19 protein-coding genes and 1 riboswitch are annotated in these 17375 nt (G+C 50.3%); of the genes, 10 read left to right on the forward strand and 9 right to left on the reverse strand.

Annotated features, from left to right (window positions below):
- Positions 1-223 precede the first annotated feature (223 nt).
- Entirely contained in the window at positions 224-487 is a 264-nt protein-coding gene (locus B9T62_RS26070) for a hypothetical protein (protein WP_087917949.1), read from the reverse strand.
- 1 nt (position 488) lies between these two features.
- A complete protein-coding gene (locus tag B9T62_RS26075) occupies positions 489-1682 on the reverse strand; it encodes an NAD(P)/FAD-dependent oxidoreductase (RefSeq protein ID WP_087917950.1) in 1194 nt (397 codons plus the stop codon).
- A 329-nt stretch (positions 1683-2011) separates the two neighbouring features.
- Between B9T62_RS26075 and B9T62_RS26080 the strand changes: the two genes are divergently transcribed.
- The gene (locus B9T62_RS26080; RefSeq protein WP_087920431.1) at positions 2012-2986 is read left to right on the forward strand and encodes an NAD(P)/FAD-dependent oxidoreductase; all 975 of its coding nucleotides are present in this window, start codon (positions 2012-2014) and stop codon (positions 2984-2986) included.
- A gap of 221 nt (positions 2987-3207) precedes the next feature.
- Here B9T62_RS26080 and sda read toward each other — a convergent pair whose 3' ends face one another.
- On the reverse strand, positions 3208-3351 hold the full coding sequence (gene sda, locus B9T62_RS26085; RefSeq protein ID WP_036685584.1) for a sporulation histidine kinase inhibitor Sda: 144 nt from the start codon (positions 3349-3351) through the stop codon (positions 3208-3210).
- A gap of 316 nt (positions 3352-3667) precedes the next feature.
- On the reverse strand, positions 3668-4330 hold the full coding sequence (locus B9T62_RS26090) for a YheC/YheD family protein (RefSeq protein ID WP_087917951.1): 663 nt from the start codon (positions 4328-4330) through the stop codon (positions 3668-3670).
- A gap of 362 nt (positions 4331-4692) precedes the next feature.
- Between B9T62_RS26090 and B9T62_RS26095 the strand changes: the two genes are divergently transcribed.
- The 6 genes from B9T62_RS26095 (at position 4693) to B9T62_RS26120 (ending at position 9540) form a co-directional block, all read left to right on the forward strand.
- The gene (locus B9T62_RS26095) at positions 4693-4902 is read left to right on the forward strand and encodes a hypothetical protein (protein ID WP_087917952.1); all 210 of its coding nucleotides are present in this window, start codon (positions 4693-4695) and stop codon (positions 4900-4902) included.
- A 43-nt stretch (positions 4903-4945) separates the two neighbouring features.
- Positions 4946-5674, forward strand: coding sequence for a LytR/AlgR family response regulator transcription factor (locus B9T62_RS26100; RefSeq protein ID WP_087917953.1), 729 nt, complete (start codon positions 4946-4948; stop codon positions 5672-5674).
- Entirely contained in the window at positions 5671-6996 is a 1326-nt protein-coding gene (locus B9T62_RS26105) for a sensor histidine kinase (protein ID WP_087917954.1), read from the forward strand. The genes B9T62_RS26100 and B9T62_RS26105 overlap by 4 nt, the downstream gene beginning before the upstream one ends.
- A 144-nt stretch (positions 6997-7140) precedes the next feature.
- The gene (locus tag B9T62_RS26110) at positions 7141-7938 is read left to right on the forward strand and encodes an ABC transporter permease (RefSeq protein WP_087917955.1); all 798 of its coding nucleotides are present in this window, start codon (positions 7141-7143) and stop codon (positions 7936-7938) included.
- A gap of 113 nt (positions 7939-8051) precedes the next feature.
- Positions 8052-8843, forward strand: a complete 792-nt coding sequence (locus B9T62_RS26115; RefSeq protein ID WP_087917956.1) for a hypothetical protein — start codon at positions 8052-8054, stop codon at positions 8841-8843.
- A 25-nt stretch (positions 8844-8868) separates the two neighbouring features.
- Positions 8869-9540, forward strand: coding sequence for an ABC transporter ATP-binding protein (locus tag B9T62_RS26120; protein WP_087917957.1), 672 nt, complete (start codon positions 8869-8871; stop codon positions 9538-9540).
- A 337-nt stretch (positions 9541-9877) separates the two neighbouring features.
- On the opposite strand, the gene B9T62_RS26125 is transcribed toward B9T62_RS26120, so the two are convergent.
- Positions 9878-10237: a HesB/IscA family protein gene (locus B9T62_RS26125; protein ID WP_087917958.1), complete on the reverse strand. Its 360-nt coding sequence runs from the start codon at positions 10235-10237 to the stop codon at positions 9878-9880.
- 426 nt (positions 10238-10663) lie between these two features.
- Between B9T62_RS26125 and mqnE the strand changes: the two genes are divergently transcribed.
- A complete protein-coding gene (gene mqnE / locus B9T62_RS26130; RefSeq protein ID WP_087917959.1) occupies positions 10664-11770 on the forward strand; it encodes an aminofutalosine synthase MqnE in 1107 nt (368 codons plus the stop codon).
- A gap of 61 nt (positions 11771-11831) precedes the next feature.
- Entirely contained in the window at positions 11832-12893 is a 1062-nt protein-coding gene (locus tag B9T62_RS26135) for an NAD(P)/FAD-dependent oxidoreductase (RefSeq protein ID WP_087917960.1), read from the forward strand.
- Between the two features lie 15 nt (positions 12894-12908).
- Here B9T62_RS26135 and B9T62_RS26140 read toward each other — a convergent pair whose 3' ends face one another.
- Positions 12909-13163, reverse strand: coding sequence for a YuzB family protein (locus B9T62_RS26140; protein ID WP_087917961.1), 255 nt, complete (start codon positions 13161-13163; stop codon positions 12909-12911).
- Between the two features lie 83 nt (positions 13164-13246).
- Here B9T62_RS26140 and B9T62_RS26145 point away from each other — a divergent pair, with 83 nt between their 5' ends.
- Positions 13247-13495, forward strand: coding sequence for a NifU family protein (locus tag B9T62_RS26145; protein ID WP_087917962.1), 249 nt, complete (start codon positions 13247-13249; stop codon positions 13493-13495).
- A 978-nt stretch (positions 13496-14473) separates the two neighbouring features.
- On the opposite strand, the gene B9T62_RS26150 is transcribed toward B9T62_RS26145, so the two are convergent.
- The 3 genes from B9T62_RS26150 to B9T62_RS26160 are packed head-to-tail and all read right to left on the reverse strand — an operon-like array spanning position 14474 to position 17093.
- Positions 14474-15352 carry a MetQ/NlpA family ABC transporter substrate-binding protein gene (locus tag B9T62_RS26150; protein WP_087917963.1) on the reverse strand — a complete coding sequence of 293 codons (879 nt, stop codon included), beginning with the start codon at positions 15350-15352 and terminating at the stop codon, positions 14474-14476.
- A gap of 56 nt (positions 15353-15408) precedes the next feature.
- Complete coding sequence (locus B9T62_RS26155) at positions 15409-16077, reverse strand: methionine ABC transporter permease (RefSeq protein WP_087917964.1); 669 nt, start codon at positions 16075-16077, stop codon at positions 15409-15411.
- Positions 16077-17093 (reverse strand): methionine ABC transporter ATP-binding protein, encoded by a 1017-nt coding sequence (locus B9T62_RS26160; protein WP_087917965.1) that lies wholly within the window; start codon positions 17091-17093, stop codon positions 16077-16079. The genes B9T62_RS26155 and B9T62_RS26160 overlap by 1 nt, the downstream gene beginning before the upstream one ends.
- Positions 17094-17179: 86 nt before the next feature.
- Positions 17180-17323, reverse strand: a riboswitch (SAM riboswitch).
- Positions 17324-17375: the final 52 nt, after the last annotated feature.

Genomic DNA, 17375 nt, shown 5'->3' on the forward strand with positions numbered 1-17375 from the left:
TTTATGGGATAAATCCCTTATTTCTGCTCCCATATGGCTCTCCACGCCGAATTTACGGGATTTATCCCTTATTTTCACTCACATATCGCTCGCCGCACCAAATTTACGGGATTTATCCCCTATTTTTGCTCGCATGCCGCTCACCGCGCTGGCTCACGAACAAATAAAGGGCGTGTCCCACACAGGAACACACCCTTCGCTGATCATATTATAATGTAGTTAACTACTCATCCTCATCCTCATCCTCATCGGCTTGCTCCCGTAGGCTCTCCAGGTATTCCGCCGTTGCCCGGTCCCGGGCGCGGCCTTTATCCTTCAGCCGTTCAATAGCAGGAAGAATCAGCAGATCAATCTCCTTCTGGACGGTATAGGCCAGATCGTACATGCTCTGATCCTCCAGATAAGAACCTACCTCAATCAGGGCGTTATAGCGGTCCAGCTCTTCCCGGGTCAGCAGACCGCGCACCTGTACGCTGCAATGGCGCATCCTAGAGGAATCTTCCTTTTTTGAGTACCAGCGGAATACCGCCGATGATGAACAGGTAGCGCATATCGACTACCTTCTTCAGTTGGGCGGCTTTCCAGCCCTTGTATGTCTTCTCGCCCACTACGGCAATGCCCTGACCCTTGCCAAGCGAAGCTACTGTCCCCTTGTTGCTGAAAGCGAACTTCTTCGGCTGCTGGCCGCGGATCGAAGCCACCAGGTTGTGTGCACAGCACTCGCCCTGCTGCATGGCAATTTGCGCGGTAGGCGGATAAGGGCGTCCCTCCGGGTTAATCATCAGCGAACCGTCGCCGATAATGAAGATATTCTCATGTCCCGGCGCACGCAGATATTCATCTACCTTCACGCGTCCGCGCATGGCTTCGAAGCCGGCAGCTTCAATCAGACGGTTCCCGCGAATCCCGCCTGTCCATACAATCGTCGAAGCCTTGATCTCTTCACCGGTAGCCAGAATGACACCGTTTGGCAGACATTCCTTAATGGCTACACCGATCTTGAAGGTCACACCCTTCTTCGTAAGCACGGTCATTGCGTGCTCTACCAGCTCTGGGGCGAAGCCCGGCAGCGCCGTTGGAGCAGCCTCCACGTTATAAATATTCACCATACTAGGGTCCACATCATATTCCTTGCATAGTCCTGGGACACGGTCTGCCAGCTCGGCAACAAATTCAATGCCGCTGAAGCCTGCGCCGCCAACCACGAAATTAATATGCTCCTGGGCATTGTTCTCGTTCTTGTATTTGGCAAATTGATATTCGATATGCTCGCGGATCAGGCGCACAGAGTTGATGCTGCGAATGGTCAGCGCGTATTTATCCAGTCCGGGAATTCCGAAGGTTTCCGGCTCACCGCCCAGAGCGATCACCAGATAATCGTAGGATAAGGTGCCGTCCTCCAGAATGACCTTCTTCTGCTGGGTGCGGATCTCCTGCACCGAGGATTTCACCAGATCAATTTTGAATTCATCAATCAGCTTGGAAATGGACACACGTGTATGCTCAATGCTGTCCGTTCCTGCAGCTGGCATATGCAAATGGGTTGTGAAATAGTGATACTCATGGCGGTTCACCAGCGTGACATCCGCTTCATTATAATTCAGTGCCTTCTGTAAGCGTTGGGCGGTTAAAATACCTCCGTACCCTGCGCCCAGGATTACGATTTTGGGAATACTGCTCATGTTCCGGCTCCTTCCAACAGGTAAATCTGTCTATGTGTTATTTTTTGTAAACTTTCCAGTGATTCTTTTGTGAATTTTTACACTTAACTTTAGGAGAAATTCCAACAAACTTAAAGGAATTTCAAAATAACCATATCCATTGTAAACCTTAGTATCGTATTAATCAAACACAAAAAAACTAACAAATGTCACATATTAACGATCCGTCAAAGGCTTTGCAGGGCGGTCCCACTATGTTTATAATGAATGAAGAACCACAAGTATGGCAAATTGAAACTATCAACCTGGAGGTGCAATATCGCGTGACATTAGAGCAACCCGGCGTTCCTATGAGCGACCTGTTAATCATAGGCGGTGGTCCGGCCGGCATGTTCGCTGCATTCTACGGCGGCATGCGTCAGGCATCGGTAACCCTTATTGAAAGTATGCCCCAACTGGGCGGACAACTTGCCGCTCTTTATCCCGAAAAATATATTTATGACGTTGCGGGATTCCCTAAAATAACCGCACAGGAGCTGGTTGAGAACCTCTCCCGCCAAATGGAGCTGTTCCAATCCGATATCCGGCTTGAAGAAAAGGTTGTTTCTGTACAGAAGCAGGATGAACGCCATTTTCTTGTAACTACCGATAAGGCAGAATATCATGCCAAGGCGGTAATCATAACAGCAGGCGTAGGGGCGTTTGAACCCCGCCGTCTGGAGCTGCCCGAAGCCAAGCGCTTCGAGAAAGCCAATCTGCAGTATTTCGTAAATGATCTTAATGCTTATAAAGATAAAAAAGTTCTCATCAGCGGCGGCGGTGATTCCGCAGTGGACTGGGCACTGATGCTGGAGCCGATTGCCGAGCAGGTCACCCTGATCCACCGTCGCGATAAGTTCCGCGCCCATGAGCACAGCGTGGAGACGCTGATGGCTTCCAAGGTGAACGTCATCACTCCAACCGAAATTACCGAGCTGCACGGCGAGGAATTCATCACCAAGGTCACCTTATCCCATATCAAAACCAAGGAAACCCAGGAGATCGAAGTGGACAGTGTAATTATCAATTTCGGGTTCGTCTCTTCCCTCGGCCCGATTGCGGAATGGGGCATTAACATCGACAGCAATTCCATTGTGGTGGATTCCCGGATGGAGACCAACATTCCAGGTATCTTCGCTGCCGGTGACATTACTACTTACCCCGGCAAGCTGAAACTGATTGCCGTAGGTTTCGGCGAGGCGCCAACCGCGGTCAATAACGCCAAGGTATATCTGGACCCGGATGCCAAGCTCTCTCCGGGACACAGCAGCAATATGAAGCTATAGTCCAAGTAGAAACGACTTCGCCGTCCTCTGCAAGAGGCGGCATTCGTTTCTGCAGGAAATAGAAGGATAAAGGTTCAGGTGAAACTTATACTTTCTAATATTCTAAATAAGAAGGGTATCCTTAATCAGGCTGATGCACTTTCGTCGCCTGTCAGGATACCCTATTGTTTGATATCTGCGGTTATGTGATATGTCGCCGCTGCTATGCTAGACTTCGAGCGCTAATGAAGAACCGCATGTACTGGAGAGTGTAAGTTCCGTTTGCGAATTTCAACGAGTAATAGAGCGATGAAATCATGCTCCAGTTGCAGCTCTATTGCTCTATGGTAAGAGTCAAGCAGCATCTCATCAGACAATTCAACCATAACGTTCACCTACCTTTCCTTTATTTGGATCTGAATCTACTATATCAAACTATCATTCATCGAACAAGCGTTCGCTTTATCCACAACTACATGTGGAGATCCTGTGTATAAAATGTGCGTAAGGGTTAGAAAGACTGTAACAGCACAGTGGACTATGGGGATAATAGTTATACACAGGAGGTTTCCACCTTATTCACAGCCATAAAATTTCCATATTCGCCATATTTACCAGTGATTATTTACCACTATATGGACAAGACTAAAAGCAATTTTATCTTAAAGCTCCTCTATCGTCAATTCTTAAAATAGTGTCTAGTTATTGGGGTCTTGTATTCACTTCCAGAATCCATATCTTGCCATTCACATCTACAGCGTAATCAAACCCCAGCTCGCCGATTCCCGGAAAATGGCGCTCCATCAGCTCAATACATATCCGTGTCAAGCGGCGCATCTCCGCCCGTTTGGCTGCAGTTCTGATTCGGGGCAGCGATCTGCGAAGTCCCTGACCACAGGTCAGCATCGTGCCACCTTTGCATAGATTGGTCACAAATAGCCCCGGGCGGGCCAACCGTCCCACCATCGAACGGAATTCCCAATGCTCGCCATTCTTGACTACCTTCACCCGATAATCAATCGGTCGCCCTTCGATCCGGGCCAGTGAGATGCCCTGCTGCATCAAATATCGTCTTCTGACCTTCACACGTTCCAGCGCACGCTGCATGGAGCCGAAATCCCGGCAGACCCGGGTGCGGTCCATATTCGTGAAGCCATATCCCCTCGAATCGCGGAATACCTTGATTACACCGTATCCTCCACCGCCAACAACAGGTTTTATCACCACATTGCCGTATCTTCCGAGCATCCCCAGCAGACCGGCAGCACTGTATTCCCTCGTTCTCGGAATATAACCGGCAACCCGCGCATCAGTCAGCAGCGCCTGAGTCTTCAGCCACTTGCTGGCCAGTTGTCTTCCCGCCATCGTCCTCCCTCTCCCTTCGTTAATCCCAGCCTACCGTATAGATTACTCAGCAAAGGTCTCGCCCTCTTGTATGATTGTCCGTGTAAAACGTGTTCACAGCAAAAAAGGGCTTACGCTATCGCCCGCGCAGCCCGCCTCTGCTGGAATGTAATTCAAATCCATTGTATTATAGATGCAATCAAGCAGAAACGGCTTCGCCGCCCTCTGTAAAGCGTATGCTTCCGAAGTAGCGATACTACGTATCGCTTTCAGGTATCCGTTTCTGCGAGAAATAGAAGGATCATTTATAGCGTGGAACATATACATTCTTATCTTTTAAGAATACTGCATTCTAAGTTTATTAGCCTAGAGGAGGGCTCCATATGGCACAGTTGTTCGAGATCCTGTATTGGGTGGCTATGGTGGGAATGTCTGTTGTGCTTGCCGGAATTGCCGTACTGGTCTGTGCGCTTGGCTTCAGATTCATCAGAGACCGCCGCCCTGTCCTGGGTGCGGGCTGTGTCGCTTTTTCGCTTGGAGCCGCTGCGCTGGTTGTGTTTATGATTAACTACAAATTTATACTGGCCGCTTAAGACAAAGAACCCTAGATTCGCTTAGAAAGGAAGCCCGTTTCCGTTGAACCTACTCATTGTGGAGGATGATCCCCATGTCACCAGGCTGCTGCTCTCCTGTGTACAGGAGGCCGACAGCTCCATCCGCACCTTTACCACAAGTCATTCCGCTGAAGCCTTAAGCATCGCCGGACGTGAGTGCATGGATCTGTTTATCCTGGACATTCAGCTGGCAGATTATAAAGGGACTACGCTGGCCAGCCAGCTGCGGGCCATGGAGCAATACAGCTACACGCCGATGATCTTTGCCACCGCAATGGCGGACGAGGAGCTTACGGCATACCGCGAGCTTAAGTGCTACAGCTTCCTGATTAAGCCTTTTACGAAAGAAGAAGTGGTTCAGGTGCTGCGTGACACCCTCCGTTATCATCAGCACCTTATGCCCCGTGAGCAGAAGCAGACTCTGCAGATTGAGCAGAAGAGCCATATTCATGAATATGAACTGCGGCGGATTATGTATGTGGAGTCATTCGGCAAAACGCTGGAGCTTCACTTGATGACAGCTGACAACCAGATTACTGCAGAACGGATCTCCGGCTGGTCATTGAAAAAGATGGCTGTGCTGCTGGAGGGAAGCTCTTTTGTCCAGTGTCACAAGAGTTATCTCATTAACTGCTCTTATATCACACATATCGACAAGACCGCAGGACTTGTCGAATTATCCGGTGCTGCCTCACCCCTCCCGATCGGTAATAAGTATAGAGACAATCTGCTGAACAGAGCGACCCTATGATCTATACTCAGGTTCTGGTGGACTCGCTGATTATGCTGCTGCTCTGTTATGGGCTGGCCGGACAGCCGCTGCGGCTGGAGAGAAACATTCTGCAGTGGTTTATCGTATTCCATCTGCTCTGTATAGGGCTTCGCGCCGACCTCGGCAGTGGTGATGATTATATCAGCTTCGTCCTGAACAACTATGATCTGCTGCCTGTGGACAATCCGGTTATGCTGCTGGTCCTGCTGCTCTGCCTGCTTATTCTGAACAGCCTGTGGATTCGTTCCCTATCCAATATGAAAGTAGTCGTGGTCACGCTGCTAAGCTTCCTGCTCTGGATTGTGCTGCGCACCTATGGCATAGCGCTCACGGGGCTACTGCTGGACAGCACGGCCGACCTGTATCCGTATATGCACCGTTTGCTGACACTGCTGTTCGCCGGACTGCTCTATTATGTGTTGATCGGGAAAGGTGCCAGTAGTTTTTTCGATGAATTCAGTGGGATCTTAACGACCCTTCTGCTGATCCAATCCTCACTCGCCGTGCTGGGGATTATTATCTATGCGAACTTCGACACCTCTTTCGTAATTGAGAATCTGCTGGTGATCCTGATTGTCTTCACGCTGGTAATCACGATTAACCTCTGGATTATATACGAACAGAACACACGGTCCCGGCAGCACAAAAGGTTATCCGCCATCGAGCAGTACCTGCCCGTCATTGACGGACTGGTATCTGAAGTGCAGGCGAGGCAGCATGAATTCCATAACAAGCTGCTGGCCATTCACAGTATCGTAGAGACTGCAGCCACTCTGCCCGAGGCACAGTCACAGATTGCAGCTTACACCCAGGATGTTACGATGCAGAGCGGGGTAGCCGGCATCCTGCAGATCGACAGCAAGGTCCTTGGCGGGTTTCTCTATACCAAGCTTAGAAGGGCAGAGCAGAGAGGAATTACCTTCATTCCCCGGATTCACACCTTAATCAAGCCCATGAGGACCGAGGAGCACCAGCTGGTGGAAGTGATCGGCGTGCTGGTGGATAATGCCCTGGAGGCTTCCGGTCCGGGAGATGAGATTATACTCAACATACAACGCTCTTCGGGAGCTGAGGGATGGGTCGAAATCAGTGTGATGAATCCTTCGCGGCATAGATCAAACAGCGAATTCACCCAAATGTTTGCCAAAGGGCACACGACCAAGAATCAAACAACCGGTCCACGGGGATATGGACTGTACAATATGAAGCAAATTGTAGTCCGGCAGCAGGGCAAAGTAATGACCCGCAATACCGAGCTGCACGGCATTCCCTATATCTCAATCGGCGTACAAATTCCATAAATAACGATGGCACAAACAAGGGTTTTACGGGAACGAATACTGTTCATTCCTGTAGAACCCTTGTTTGTTCCCATTCTATTGCAGCAGCCAAGCGGGCAGGCTATAGTGTGGACACAAGCCTATGCTCAGGAGGACAAACAATCTATGCGAAATCTGCTGTTGCTTGAATGGAACAAATTGAAGCGGCCTGTACTGGCCACACTTGTGCTTTTGACCTTATCCGTCTGTATCATGACCAGCACGCTGTACCGCAGCTATTCGCTCGAAGCCGATCTGGAGTCCTGGGAGGTGGGGATCGCTATCATTGTATTCCTGTTTCCTCTAATCTCTGTAATTCCCGTATGCTGGCTGATGTATTTTGAGCGGAAGGATCACTTTCTGATGTACACCCTGCCAAGAGTCAGCCGGAAGCGTTATCTGACCGCCAAGTGGATCGTCGTTGCCGGAAGCTCCGGCCTGATTATGTTCGTGTCGATGGCTGCCGGAGTTATCACTGCCCTGTATATTAAACCTGATATTGTGCCGTTCTACGCTGTTGTTGATCCTACAACCGGTCAGGGTGCACCCAGCCTGGAGCTTCACCACTTCATGGGTTCTTTGTTCGTGAAGCACCCGCTGATTTACGGATTGCTGTTAAGCTTATGGCAAGGAGTATTGTCTGCGGTGGTTGCTACTATGGGCTTCGTAATCTCCCTCTACATCACGAATATATTCATCATTCTGACCGGACCCTTTCTCTATATCATGCTGGAGAATTTCCTGCTTCAGTTGTTTCCTTTGCGGCAATATCGGATCTATCTCAGCTTTAATCCTGCGCATCATGATGCTTCCAAGCTGGGTTATTCTGCCTTGCTGGCGGGTCCGGCGCTTGCTCTGCTGTTGACGGGGTTGATGTTCGTCTACTATAGCAGAACAAGTAGAAACGGCTTCGACGCCCTCTGAAAGAGGTGACATCCATTCCTGCGAGAGATAGAAGGATAATTTATGACGTGAAACCTATACATGCTTATATTTTCAAAAAAACTACGGTCTATCCGTCCTAGGAGGGATACTCTATGCGTGCCTTATTCCTCCGGGAGCTGAGGCGTTTCCTGACGGGAAGGCTGCTGTTCCTCGCCTTGGTCTGTGTCCTGTTCAGTCTGTCCGAGCGTAAGCACTCGCTGATGTCCTATGATAACTTTGTGCTGCACATGATCTCCGAACATTACTACTTGACCTTTTTCATGGTCCCCATGGTGTTCTATCTGCTCTATCATCATCTGGAGGAGGATCTGGAGGCTGTGCTAATCCGTGCAGGCAGTTATCCCCGCTATTTCGCGGTCAAAGCGGCCGCGCTGGCGGCGAACATGTCCATGGTTGTGCTGCTGCAGTTTGCCGTTATTATGCTAGCCGGTCTTGGTCTGCCTGCAGGCGCCGATTTCCCCTTGTCGGATAAGGATGATCCTATGCTGACGAAGCTGCTGGTGTTCAGTGAAACCTTCCAGTATCCTTGGCAGGCTACGCTGGTTTCGGTGCTTTATATGATGTTTGGCCTCGGCATGCTGGCTATCGTCTTTCTGACCCTGCATCATTTCCTGGAGAAAAGAAAAGTTGCCATTCTCACCATTACGCTCTACTTCCTAATGGTCTATGGCATGAAATCGAAGATACCGGAGCTGACCCGGATTCCGTTTATCTTCATTAATAATTATATTATTTTCATCTACAATCTGACGTACCCGTATGCACTGCAGGTTAGCCTGATCTCGCTCGCCATGGTTGCTGCTGCTATCTGCTGGCTGATCGGCAAGCATTGGTCCAAAGGCAGGCAGTGGCAATGGTATCGTCCCGGGAAACGTGCCCGCTAAATTACTCATACAAGAGGTGACTGGAATGAATGCTGTCAAGGTAACAGGAGTATCCAAAACTTATCAAGGAGTCCGTGTCCTAACGGATATTAATCTGGAGGTGGCCACAGGGACCACCATTGGGATCGTCGGCGCCAACGGCAGCGGCAAATCGGTGCTGTTCAAAATCATCTGCGGATTTACCGCACCGGATGAAGGAACCGTTCTAGTGCGGGACAAGCAGCTTGGGAGGGATATTGATTTCCCAGAGGATGTGGGGGTGTTGATCAATGCTCCAGGCTATATCGCCATCTACAGCGGATTCCAGAATCTGAAGTTCCTGGCAGACATCAAGCGCAGCATCGGAAATGCCGAGATCAAGGCCGCCATGCAGCTGGTGGGGCTGGACCCGGAGCTGAAGACGAAGGTAGCGAATTATTCGCTTGGTATGAAACAGAAGCTTGGCCTGGCCCAGGCCATCATGGAAGGGCAGGATATTCTCGTGCTGGACGAGCCGTTCAACGCGCTTGATTACCAGACCTACAATGACATCAAGGATGCCATCCTCAGGCTGAAGCAAGAACACAAAACACTGCTGCTCACCAGCCATAATTATGAGGATCTGGAAACACTCTGTGACAAAGTTTATATCATTCAGGGTGGACGGCTGGAATTGTTGACCGAAGAGCTGAAGGAGAAGTATTTCCGCAGACGTTGAGGTGCGAAACTGCAACTAATTTCCGCCTATTTCCGACTTTCAACTAATTTAAGTGCAGAAGTGCAACTAATCCAGACCATTTGAGCGAAAACCTCTCTTGCGTATGAATTTAGTTGCAGTTTCGGCACTTATTTCTTCATAATCCCAAATTTGGGCGGAATTAAGTGCTGATTTGCATCAACTTTGATTTAACCACTATACTCTCGATAAAAGTTGGTGTGGAGCAAATCAGTAGGTCAATTCTCTATAGTTGATGCATACGTTGGTGACATTTCATCAAAAAAACCCCTTGAACTGTGTTTAACACAATTCAAGAGGTCTGATCTTTACGTTGCGTTTAGCAAGGCTCCGCGCTAGGTTTGCCCGCATCCAAAGCGGTGCGGAAGCTCGAGCCACAGCCACAGGTCGCGGTAGCGTTCGGATTATTGATGGTAAAGCCTCCGGTCATACCGGACTCTTCGAAATCGATCTCAAGGCCTTCAAGGTAACGCAGATCGTCTTTGGCCACAACGATCTTCATGCCCTCGATATCCATGTAGACATCCTTGTCGGTCTCATCGTCGTCGAAGCCCATGGCATAAGAGAAGCCACTGCAGCCTCCTGCCGTTACGCCCAGACGAAGGAACATGTTGGGGGTTTCCTGCTCGGCCAGCATGGTTTTGAGCTGGCCTGCTGCGGTTTCGCTGATATTGATCATTTTTGGTCCTCCTAAAGTTTTGATAGCATAAGCTCCCTGATTTCTCTTCGCAAAACTCACTTCGGAAGCATACACTTAAGTTTTGATAGCATAAGCTCCCTGATTTCTCTTCGCAAAACTCACTTCGGAAGCATACACTTAAGTTTTGATAGCATAAGCTCCCTGATTTCACTTCGCAAAACTCACTTCGGAACCAGCCTGTATAATAAGACAGCCTTCCGGCTAAAAGTTATTTTCTTTATTTAACTCAGTATACTCCACATTGCCATCCTCCTCAAGTCACAGCTGCAAAGGACTAGGGTATCTTTTCCACCAGAGAAGGTCATGACGTGCGGTTGCTCCCCCGCCTGTGAGAGGTTTATAATAGGTAGAGTTATACACGAAAAATTCGGAATTTTGTCACGATATATATACAGGAGGAATTCTATGTCTACTCTGAGCACAACCCACACGGATACCCGCATGGCGGAAATCATTGCAAAGGTTCGCGGAGGCGAGCGCTTAAACCTCGAAGATGGGGTTTATTTATATGAGAGCGAAGACCTGCTTACGATCGGCCAGCTGGCCAATGAGGTCAATCTGCGCAAGAACGGCAACAAGGTGTATTTTATTGAGAATATGAGCCTGTACTTCACCAACGTATGCGAATCGCGCTGCGCGTTCTGCAACTTCCGCAAGGATGAAGGCGAGGACGGCGCCTACACCCTGTCAGGACAGGAAATGGTGGAGTATGTGGAACAGCATATTCATCCCGGAGTACGCGAGTTCCATATTGTCGGCGGCCATAATGATAACGTGCCCTTTCAATATTACGTTGATTCGCTCAAGGCACTGAATGAGCGGTTCCCGGAGGTTACGCTGAAGGCTTATACCGCAGCCGAGATCGACTTCTTCACCCGGATCAGCGGGCTGAGCATTCAGGAGGTGCTGGAGCAGCTGCGTGCAGCGGGTCTAAAGACCCTTACCGGCGGCGGGGCAGAGATTCTGTCTGACCAGTACCGCAAAAAAATGCGCGTCGACAAAGCCAACGTTGAAGAATACCTTGAGGTTCACCGCACAGCCCACAAGCTGGGCATGAGAACGCACACTACCATGCTCTACGGCTCCATTGAGTCGCGCGAGGACCGCATCAAGCACATGCTGCAGATCCGTGACCTGCAGGATGAAACGGGCGGCTTCATGGTGTTCATCCCGCTCTCGATGCAGCCCAAGAACAAGAATGCCGGAATCATGCGACGCAACTCGGCTTACGAGGATCTGAAGACGATTGCGGTCAGCCGGCTGATGCTGGATAACTTCGATCATATCAAGGCCTACTTCATTAATATCGGCGCCCAGCTAACTCAGGTCGCCCTCAGCTTCGGAGCCTCCGATGTGCACGGGACCATCCTGAAGGAACGGATTAGCCACGCCGCAGGAGCCTTAACTCCTGAAGGTCTGACCCGTGACGAGCTGATCTGGCTGGTCAAAGGTGCCGGACGTATTCCGGTGGAGCGCGATACCTTCTATAACGAAATCAAGGTGTACGAATAAACGACGCAGCGCTTCAACTCAAGTTCTGCCCATCCCATATCCGAAAGGAAGATTGGTCAGCATGAGGACACTACTCGTCCTGGGCGGCGGCTATGGCGGCCTGGCCCTTATTCAAGAATTGCTCAACAACCATCTGCCCCATGATGTGGAAATCGTTCTGATTGACCGGATGCCGTATCAGGGTATCAAGACAGAATATTATGCGCTGGCCGCAGGTACGGCAACCGATTATCACCTGCGGATTCAGTTTCCGGTACATTCCCGTCTCACCGTTCGTTACGGTGAGGTGGGTTCCATTGATCTGGAGAGCCGGATTGTATTCATGGATTCCGGGGAGCCGGTTTCTTATGATATTCTGGCGATTGCGCTGGGCTGCACAGACAATTATCATAATGTTCCCGGTGCCGACCAGTACACCTGCAGCATCCAGACCTTCTCCGGCACACGGGAAACGTACCGCCGCCTTAATGACGTGAAGCCTTATGGAAACGTAAACATTGTCGGCGGAGGCCTCAGCGGGGTCGAGCTGGCCGCCGAGCTGCGGGAGAGCCGCCCGGATCTGAATATTTCGATTCTGGACCGCGGGGAGCGGGTGCTGTCTTCTTTTCCGGCCAAGCTGTCTAAATATGTCGAGGAATGGTTCAGTGAGCATCAGGTGCAGACGCTTGGACGGGTATCCGTATCCCATGTGGAGAAGGATGCCCTCTTCAACGGCACGGAAGCCATTCCCTCTGACGTTACGGTCTGGACAGCGGGAATCAAACCGGTACAGGTGGTGCAGAATCTGGACCTGGCGAAGGACCGCGGAGGCCGGATTATCCTCGGCCAATATTATCATATCCCGGATTACCCTGAGGTGTACGTGCTGGGGGATTGCGCCAGCCTGCCGTTTGCGCCAAGTGCGCAAGCCGCCGGAGCCCAGGGCGAACAGGTAGGACAAATCCTGCAGGCCTTGTGGAGAAACGAAACCCCCAAGCTGCATGCCATCCGCCTCAAAGGAACCCTGGGTTCACTGGGCAAAAACTCCGGCTTCGGACTGATGGGCCAGCGCTCCGTCATGGGACGGGTTCCCCGTCTGCTGAAGAGTGGTGTGCTCTGGATGTCCAAGCGGCATTTCGGCTAGCTGGCCCTTCAGCGGTCAATCAATCTCCAGCTTGTCCCAGGCTTCCAGCTCCTTGATCTTCAGCTCAATAGCCTCCTCCAGCTCAGCCGGAGTCTCGCCTTCTACAATCTCGCCCTCCACCATGGCGAACGGGGCCAGATAACACTGGCCGCAGTTGCTGAGGCAGCCATATTCTACAACGTCATAATCGGGATTCAGCTCCAGCTTGTGAATCAACTGCTGCGTGCCATGTCCGGTATTGCTGGCACAAAATTCAATAATTGGTCTCATGATGCCCTCGCTTTTCTATGCTAAACGTTTTATTTTTTAATGATTTGTACTATAATAGACAGTATGAAAGGAGTGAATGAGAAATGAGTGACACTGTACAAAGCTCTGCCATGTATGATGAAGTGCTGGAAGTGCTGGATAAGCTTCGCCCGTTCCTGCAGCGCGATGGCGGCGACGTGGAACTGATTGATGTGGAAGACGGCATTGTTAAACTGAAACTCATGGGTGCCTGCGGTAGCTGCCCAAGCTCCACGATTACGTTGAAAGCCGGGATCGAACGCGCCCTGATTGAAGAAGTAGATGGCGTGGAAGAAGTTATCCAAGTATTCTAAATCCCGTTTGATAAAGATCCCGGTCCTCCTAGTGGGGGCCGGGATCTTTTTTAATCCGTTTCTTCGTTAGTGCTTAGGATTCAGCCAGGATTCAGAGTGTTGCACTGGAACCTTCAGAGTAATTAGATGCAGTTTCGGTTACTACTTAGGACCCTGCGAGGATATAGAAGGTTTACTTGTGAAGATTAGGGGATCGCACTACCGTAATCCAAACCCTCCCCACCCGAACTTCAGGTAACCTACGTCCTAACGGACCGTATAGCTCCTATTTCCTCATTCCTACGCTGGTTTGGAATGTAACGGACCGCATAGCCTCTATATCGGAAAAACAGGCCTTAACTAGTCAGTTTCGGCTTGAATAGGGGCTCCTGAGTCCGTTAGAGCTGCAAAACAGCCTTTTTACAGCAAATAGGGGCTCCTGAGTCCGTTAATAGTCTGAAAATTAATCGCTGGTTACCGGCGACAGCCTTCCTTTGTTATGCTTAGCCTCCTTGTCGCGGTGTGGTAGGACAGGCTCGGACGAGTAACACAAGGGGGGCCTAAGTAGTAACCAGTTTCGCAACTAATTCTGTGGACTGGAGATATGAGACTCTATAAGATGAACTTAAGAATGAAACGGTGGAGTTGTCAGAATGCCTGGTGCATAGGGCTACCCGGACCACTCGAATATAACATTCTTAAGTTCACGTTCTATATCATGGAACTGAATCTGAAGTGTTCTTATTATACGGAGTCCTAACGTTTCTTATTATTATAAAAGATTCAGTCGTCTCAGACAACTCGTCAACCTTTAACAGCAGTCAAGTAGAAACGGCTTCACCTCCCTTTGTAAGAGGCGGCATCCGTTTCTGCGAGAAATAGAAGGATAATTTATGGCGTGAAACCTATAAATTCTTATATTTGGAAAAAGAACCCGCAAGCCTCGTAGGCTGTGCGGGTTCTTCGGTTGAACTGGCCGGTCAAACTAGGCCTAGTCGTTTAAAATGCTGGAATAATTGCACCTTTGTATTGCTCTTCGATGAAGGTTTTGGCTTCCGGTGAATTCAGCGCTGCAACCAGCTTCTTGATCGCATCGGAATCCTTGTTGTCCTGACGGGCAACCAGAATGTTGGCATAAGGGGAATCTGTTCCTTCAATGAATAAGGCATCGGTAGTAGGATTCAGCTTCGCTTCCAGCGCATAGTTGGTGTTGATCAGGGCAATGTCTACTTCATCCAGCTGGCGGGGCAACATCGCTGCTTCCAGCTCTACAATTTTCAGGTTCTTCTTGTTCTCGGTAATGTCTGCTGTAGTGGAGAGAATGTTGGTATCATCCTTCAGCGTGATCAGACCATTTTTGGCCAGCAGGATCAACGCGCGACCGCCATTGGTGGCATCGTTCGGGATCGCAACCTTTGCGCCGTCAGCCAGTTCGTCAATGGTTTTGATTTTTTTGGAGTAAGCGCCAAAAGGTTCAACATGAACGGAAGCAACCGCAATCAGGTCAGTCTTGTTGTTCTTGTTCTGCTCATCCAGGTAAGGCTGGTGCTGGAAGAAGTTGGCGTCGAGTGCCTTCTCATCTAATTGCACATTGGGCTGAATGTAATCAGAGAACTCTTTGATTTCCAGCGTAATGCCCTCTGCTTCAAGCAGCGGTGCGATAGCTTTCAGAATCTCGGCATGCGGCAGCGCGGAAGCACCGACAACCAGCTTTACAGGATCAGCCGCAGGTTCAGTGGTTGGCTCGGCAGCAGGCTCGGCTGTTGTATTGGCCGCAGGTGCATTGGTCGCTGCCGTATTGGCGGCGTTATTATTGCCGCAAGCTGCCAGCACCAGGATCAAGGTCAGGCTAAACACAGTCAACAGTACTTTTTTCATTCGTAAATCCCCCTCTAATCGGTTTGTGTATGAATAAGGCTCTATTTCGCTGTACCTTATTTCCGTGTGAAATGTCTTACCAGCCGGTCACCCAGCATCTGCAGCAGCTGCACCAGAATAATCATCAGCGCCACTGAGATAATCATAACTTCTTTCTCGTACCGGTAATAGCCGTAACGGATCGCCAGATCGCCAAGACCGCCGCCGCCAACCATCCCGGACATCGCTGTGTAGGATACCAGTGTAACCAGCGTAATGGTTACGCCGGCCAATAGGCCCGGACGGGCTTCCGGCAGGAGCACACGCATTACGATTTGTCTCGTAGATGCGCCCATCCCCTGGGCAGCCTCGATCACGCCGCGGTCCACCTCACGCAGGGCCGTCTCTACCAATCTGGCGAAGAACGGAGCCGCTCCGATCACAAGCGCCGGAATCGTGCCCAGCACCCCGATGGAAGTACCCACGATTACCTTGCTGAACGGAATCAGCGCCACCATCAGAATGATAAATGGAACGGAACGCAGGATGTTGACTATAAAGGATAATGCCGAGTAAACCACTCTGATAAATGAATTATTTGATCTACCCCATAAATATAGCACAATCCCGAGTGGTAAACCAAGAATAATTGTGAACAATCCGGAAAATAACATCATTTCTAGCGTAGAGCCTGTAGCTGTAATCATTTCATCCCAGTTCACATCGCCAAAATTGAGTCCATCCATCAGGAAATCACCTCCACATCAAGCCCTTCGGCTGTCAGCCTGGACATGGTTGCCTTGACCGCATCCTCTGTGCCTTCAAACCGTACAATCAACTGTCCGTAGGGCATGTCCTTGATGGTTGAGATCGTGCCATGAAGAATGGCGAAGCTGACACCCGTTTCACGCACCGCCTGGGACAGCGCGGACTCATAGGTTTTGGGGCCAAGAAAAGTAATCTTGATCGCTCGCGAATATCCTGTAGAAACGGCATTCAGCGCTGCTCTGAGCGGTCCGTCCTGCTGGGCCCCGCTGCGGATGAACTCACGGGTAATCTCATGCTGGGGCTTCAGGAATACTTTGGCTACATCTCCCTGCTCGACAATACCTCCGCCATGAATGACCGCCACACGGTCGCAGATGCTCTGAATCACATGCATTTCATGCGTAATCAGTACAATCGTCAGCCGAAACTGTTTGTTGATGTCCAGCAGCAGCCGCAGAATGGAATCGGTTGTCTGCGGATCAAGTGCCGAAGTAGCTTCATCACAGAGCAGCACATCCGGGTCACTGGCCAGCGCCCGCGCGACGCCGACCCGCTGCTTTTGTCCGCCGGAGAGCTGGGCCGGGTATTTGCTGCCATGCTGCTCCAGACCCACCAGGGTCAGCAGGTCCTTCACTTTCAGGTCGACATCTGCAGCTGAAGTGCCGATCAACCGCAGCGGAAAAGCAATATTATCATACACGGTAGCCGACGACAGCAGGTTAAAGTGCTGAAAGATCATCCCGATCTTGCGCCGCTGCTCCTGCAGCTGCTTCTGATTCAGCCCCGTTAGCTCAACCCCGTCCACCCATACCTCACCTTCACTTGGGCGTTCCAGCAGATTGATGCAGCGGATCAGCGTGCTTTTGCCTGCGCCGGAATGACCGATCACCCCGAAGATCTCCCCCCGCTCAATTGAGAGATTTAGTCCGGACAACGCCGTAGCCGCTTGGTTGCCCTTGCCATATACCTTGGTTAAGTTCTTAAGCTCGATCAACTCAGTTTCCCCTCCCTTATACCAAAAAACCTCCCATGATCCGTAAAGCAGATCACAAGAGGCTCTATGTGTGTATAGAAAATGCCTTCTCATCTGCCAAGTACCGCAGCCGTGCGGTATTGTAGGAATTAGCACCATGACATTTGAGAACGGTCGGCCTTCTGGCACGCTGTCATCAAATCGGTTGCCGGGCTTCATCGGGCCTGTCCCTCCGCCGCTCTCGATAAGATTAAGTTATAAAGTTATTGTCGTAGTTTAACACGTTATAGCAAGCATAAGTAT

It is taken from the genome of Paenibacillus donghaensis, assembly GCF_002192415.1.
Lineage (GTDB): Bacteria > Bacillota > Bacilli > Paenibacillales > Paenibacillaceae > Paenibacillus_AQ > Paenibacillus_AQ donghaensis.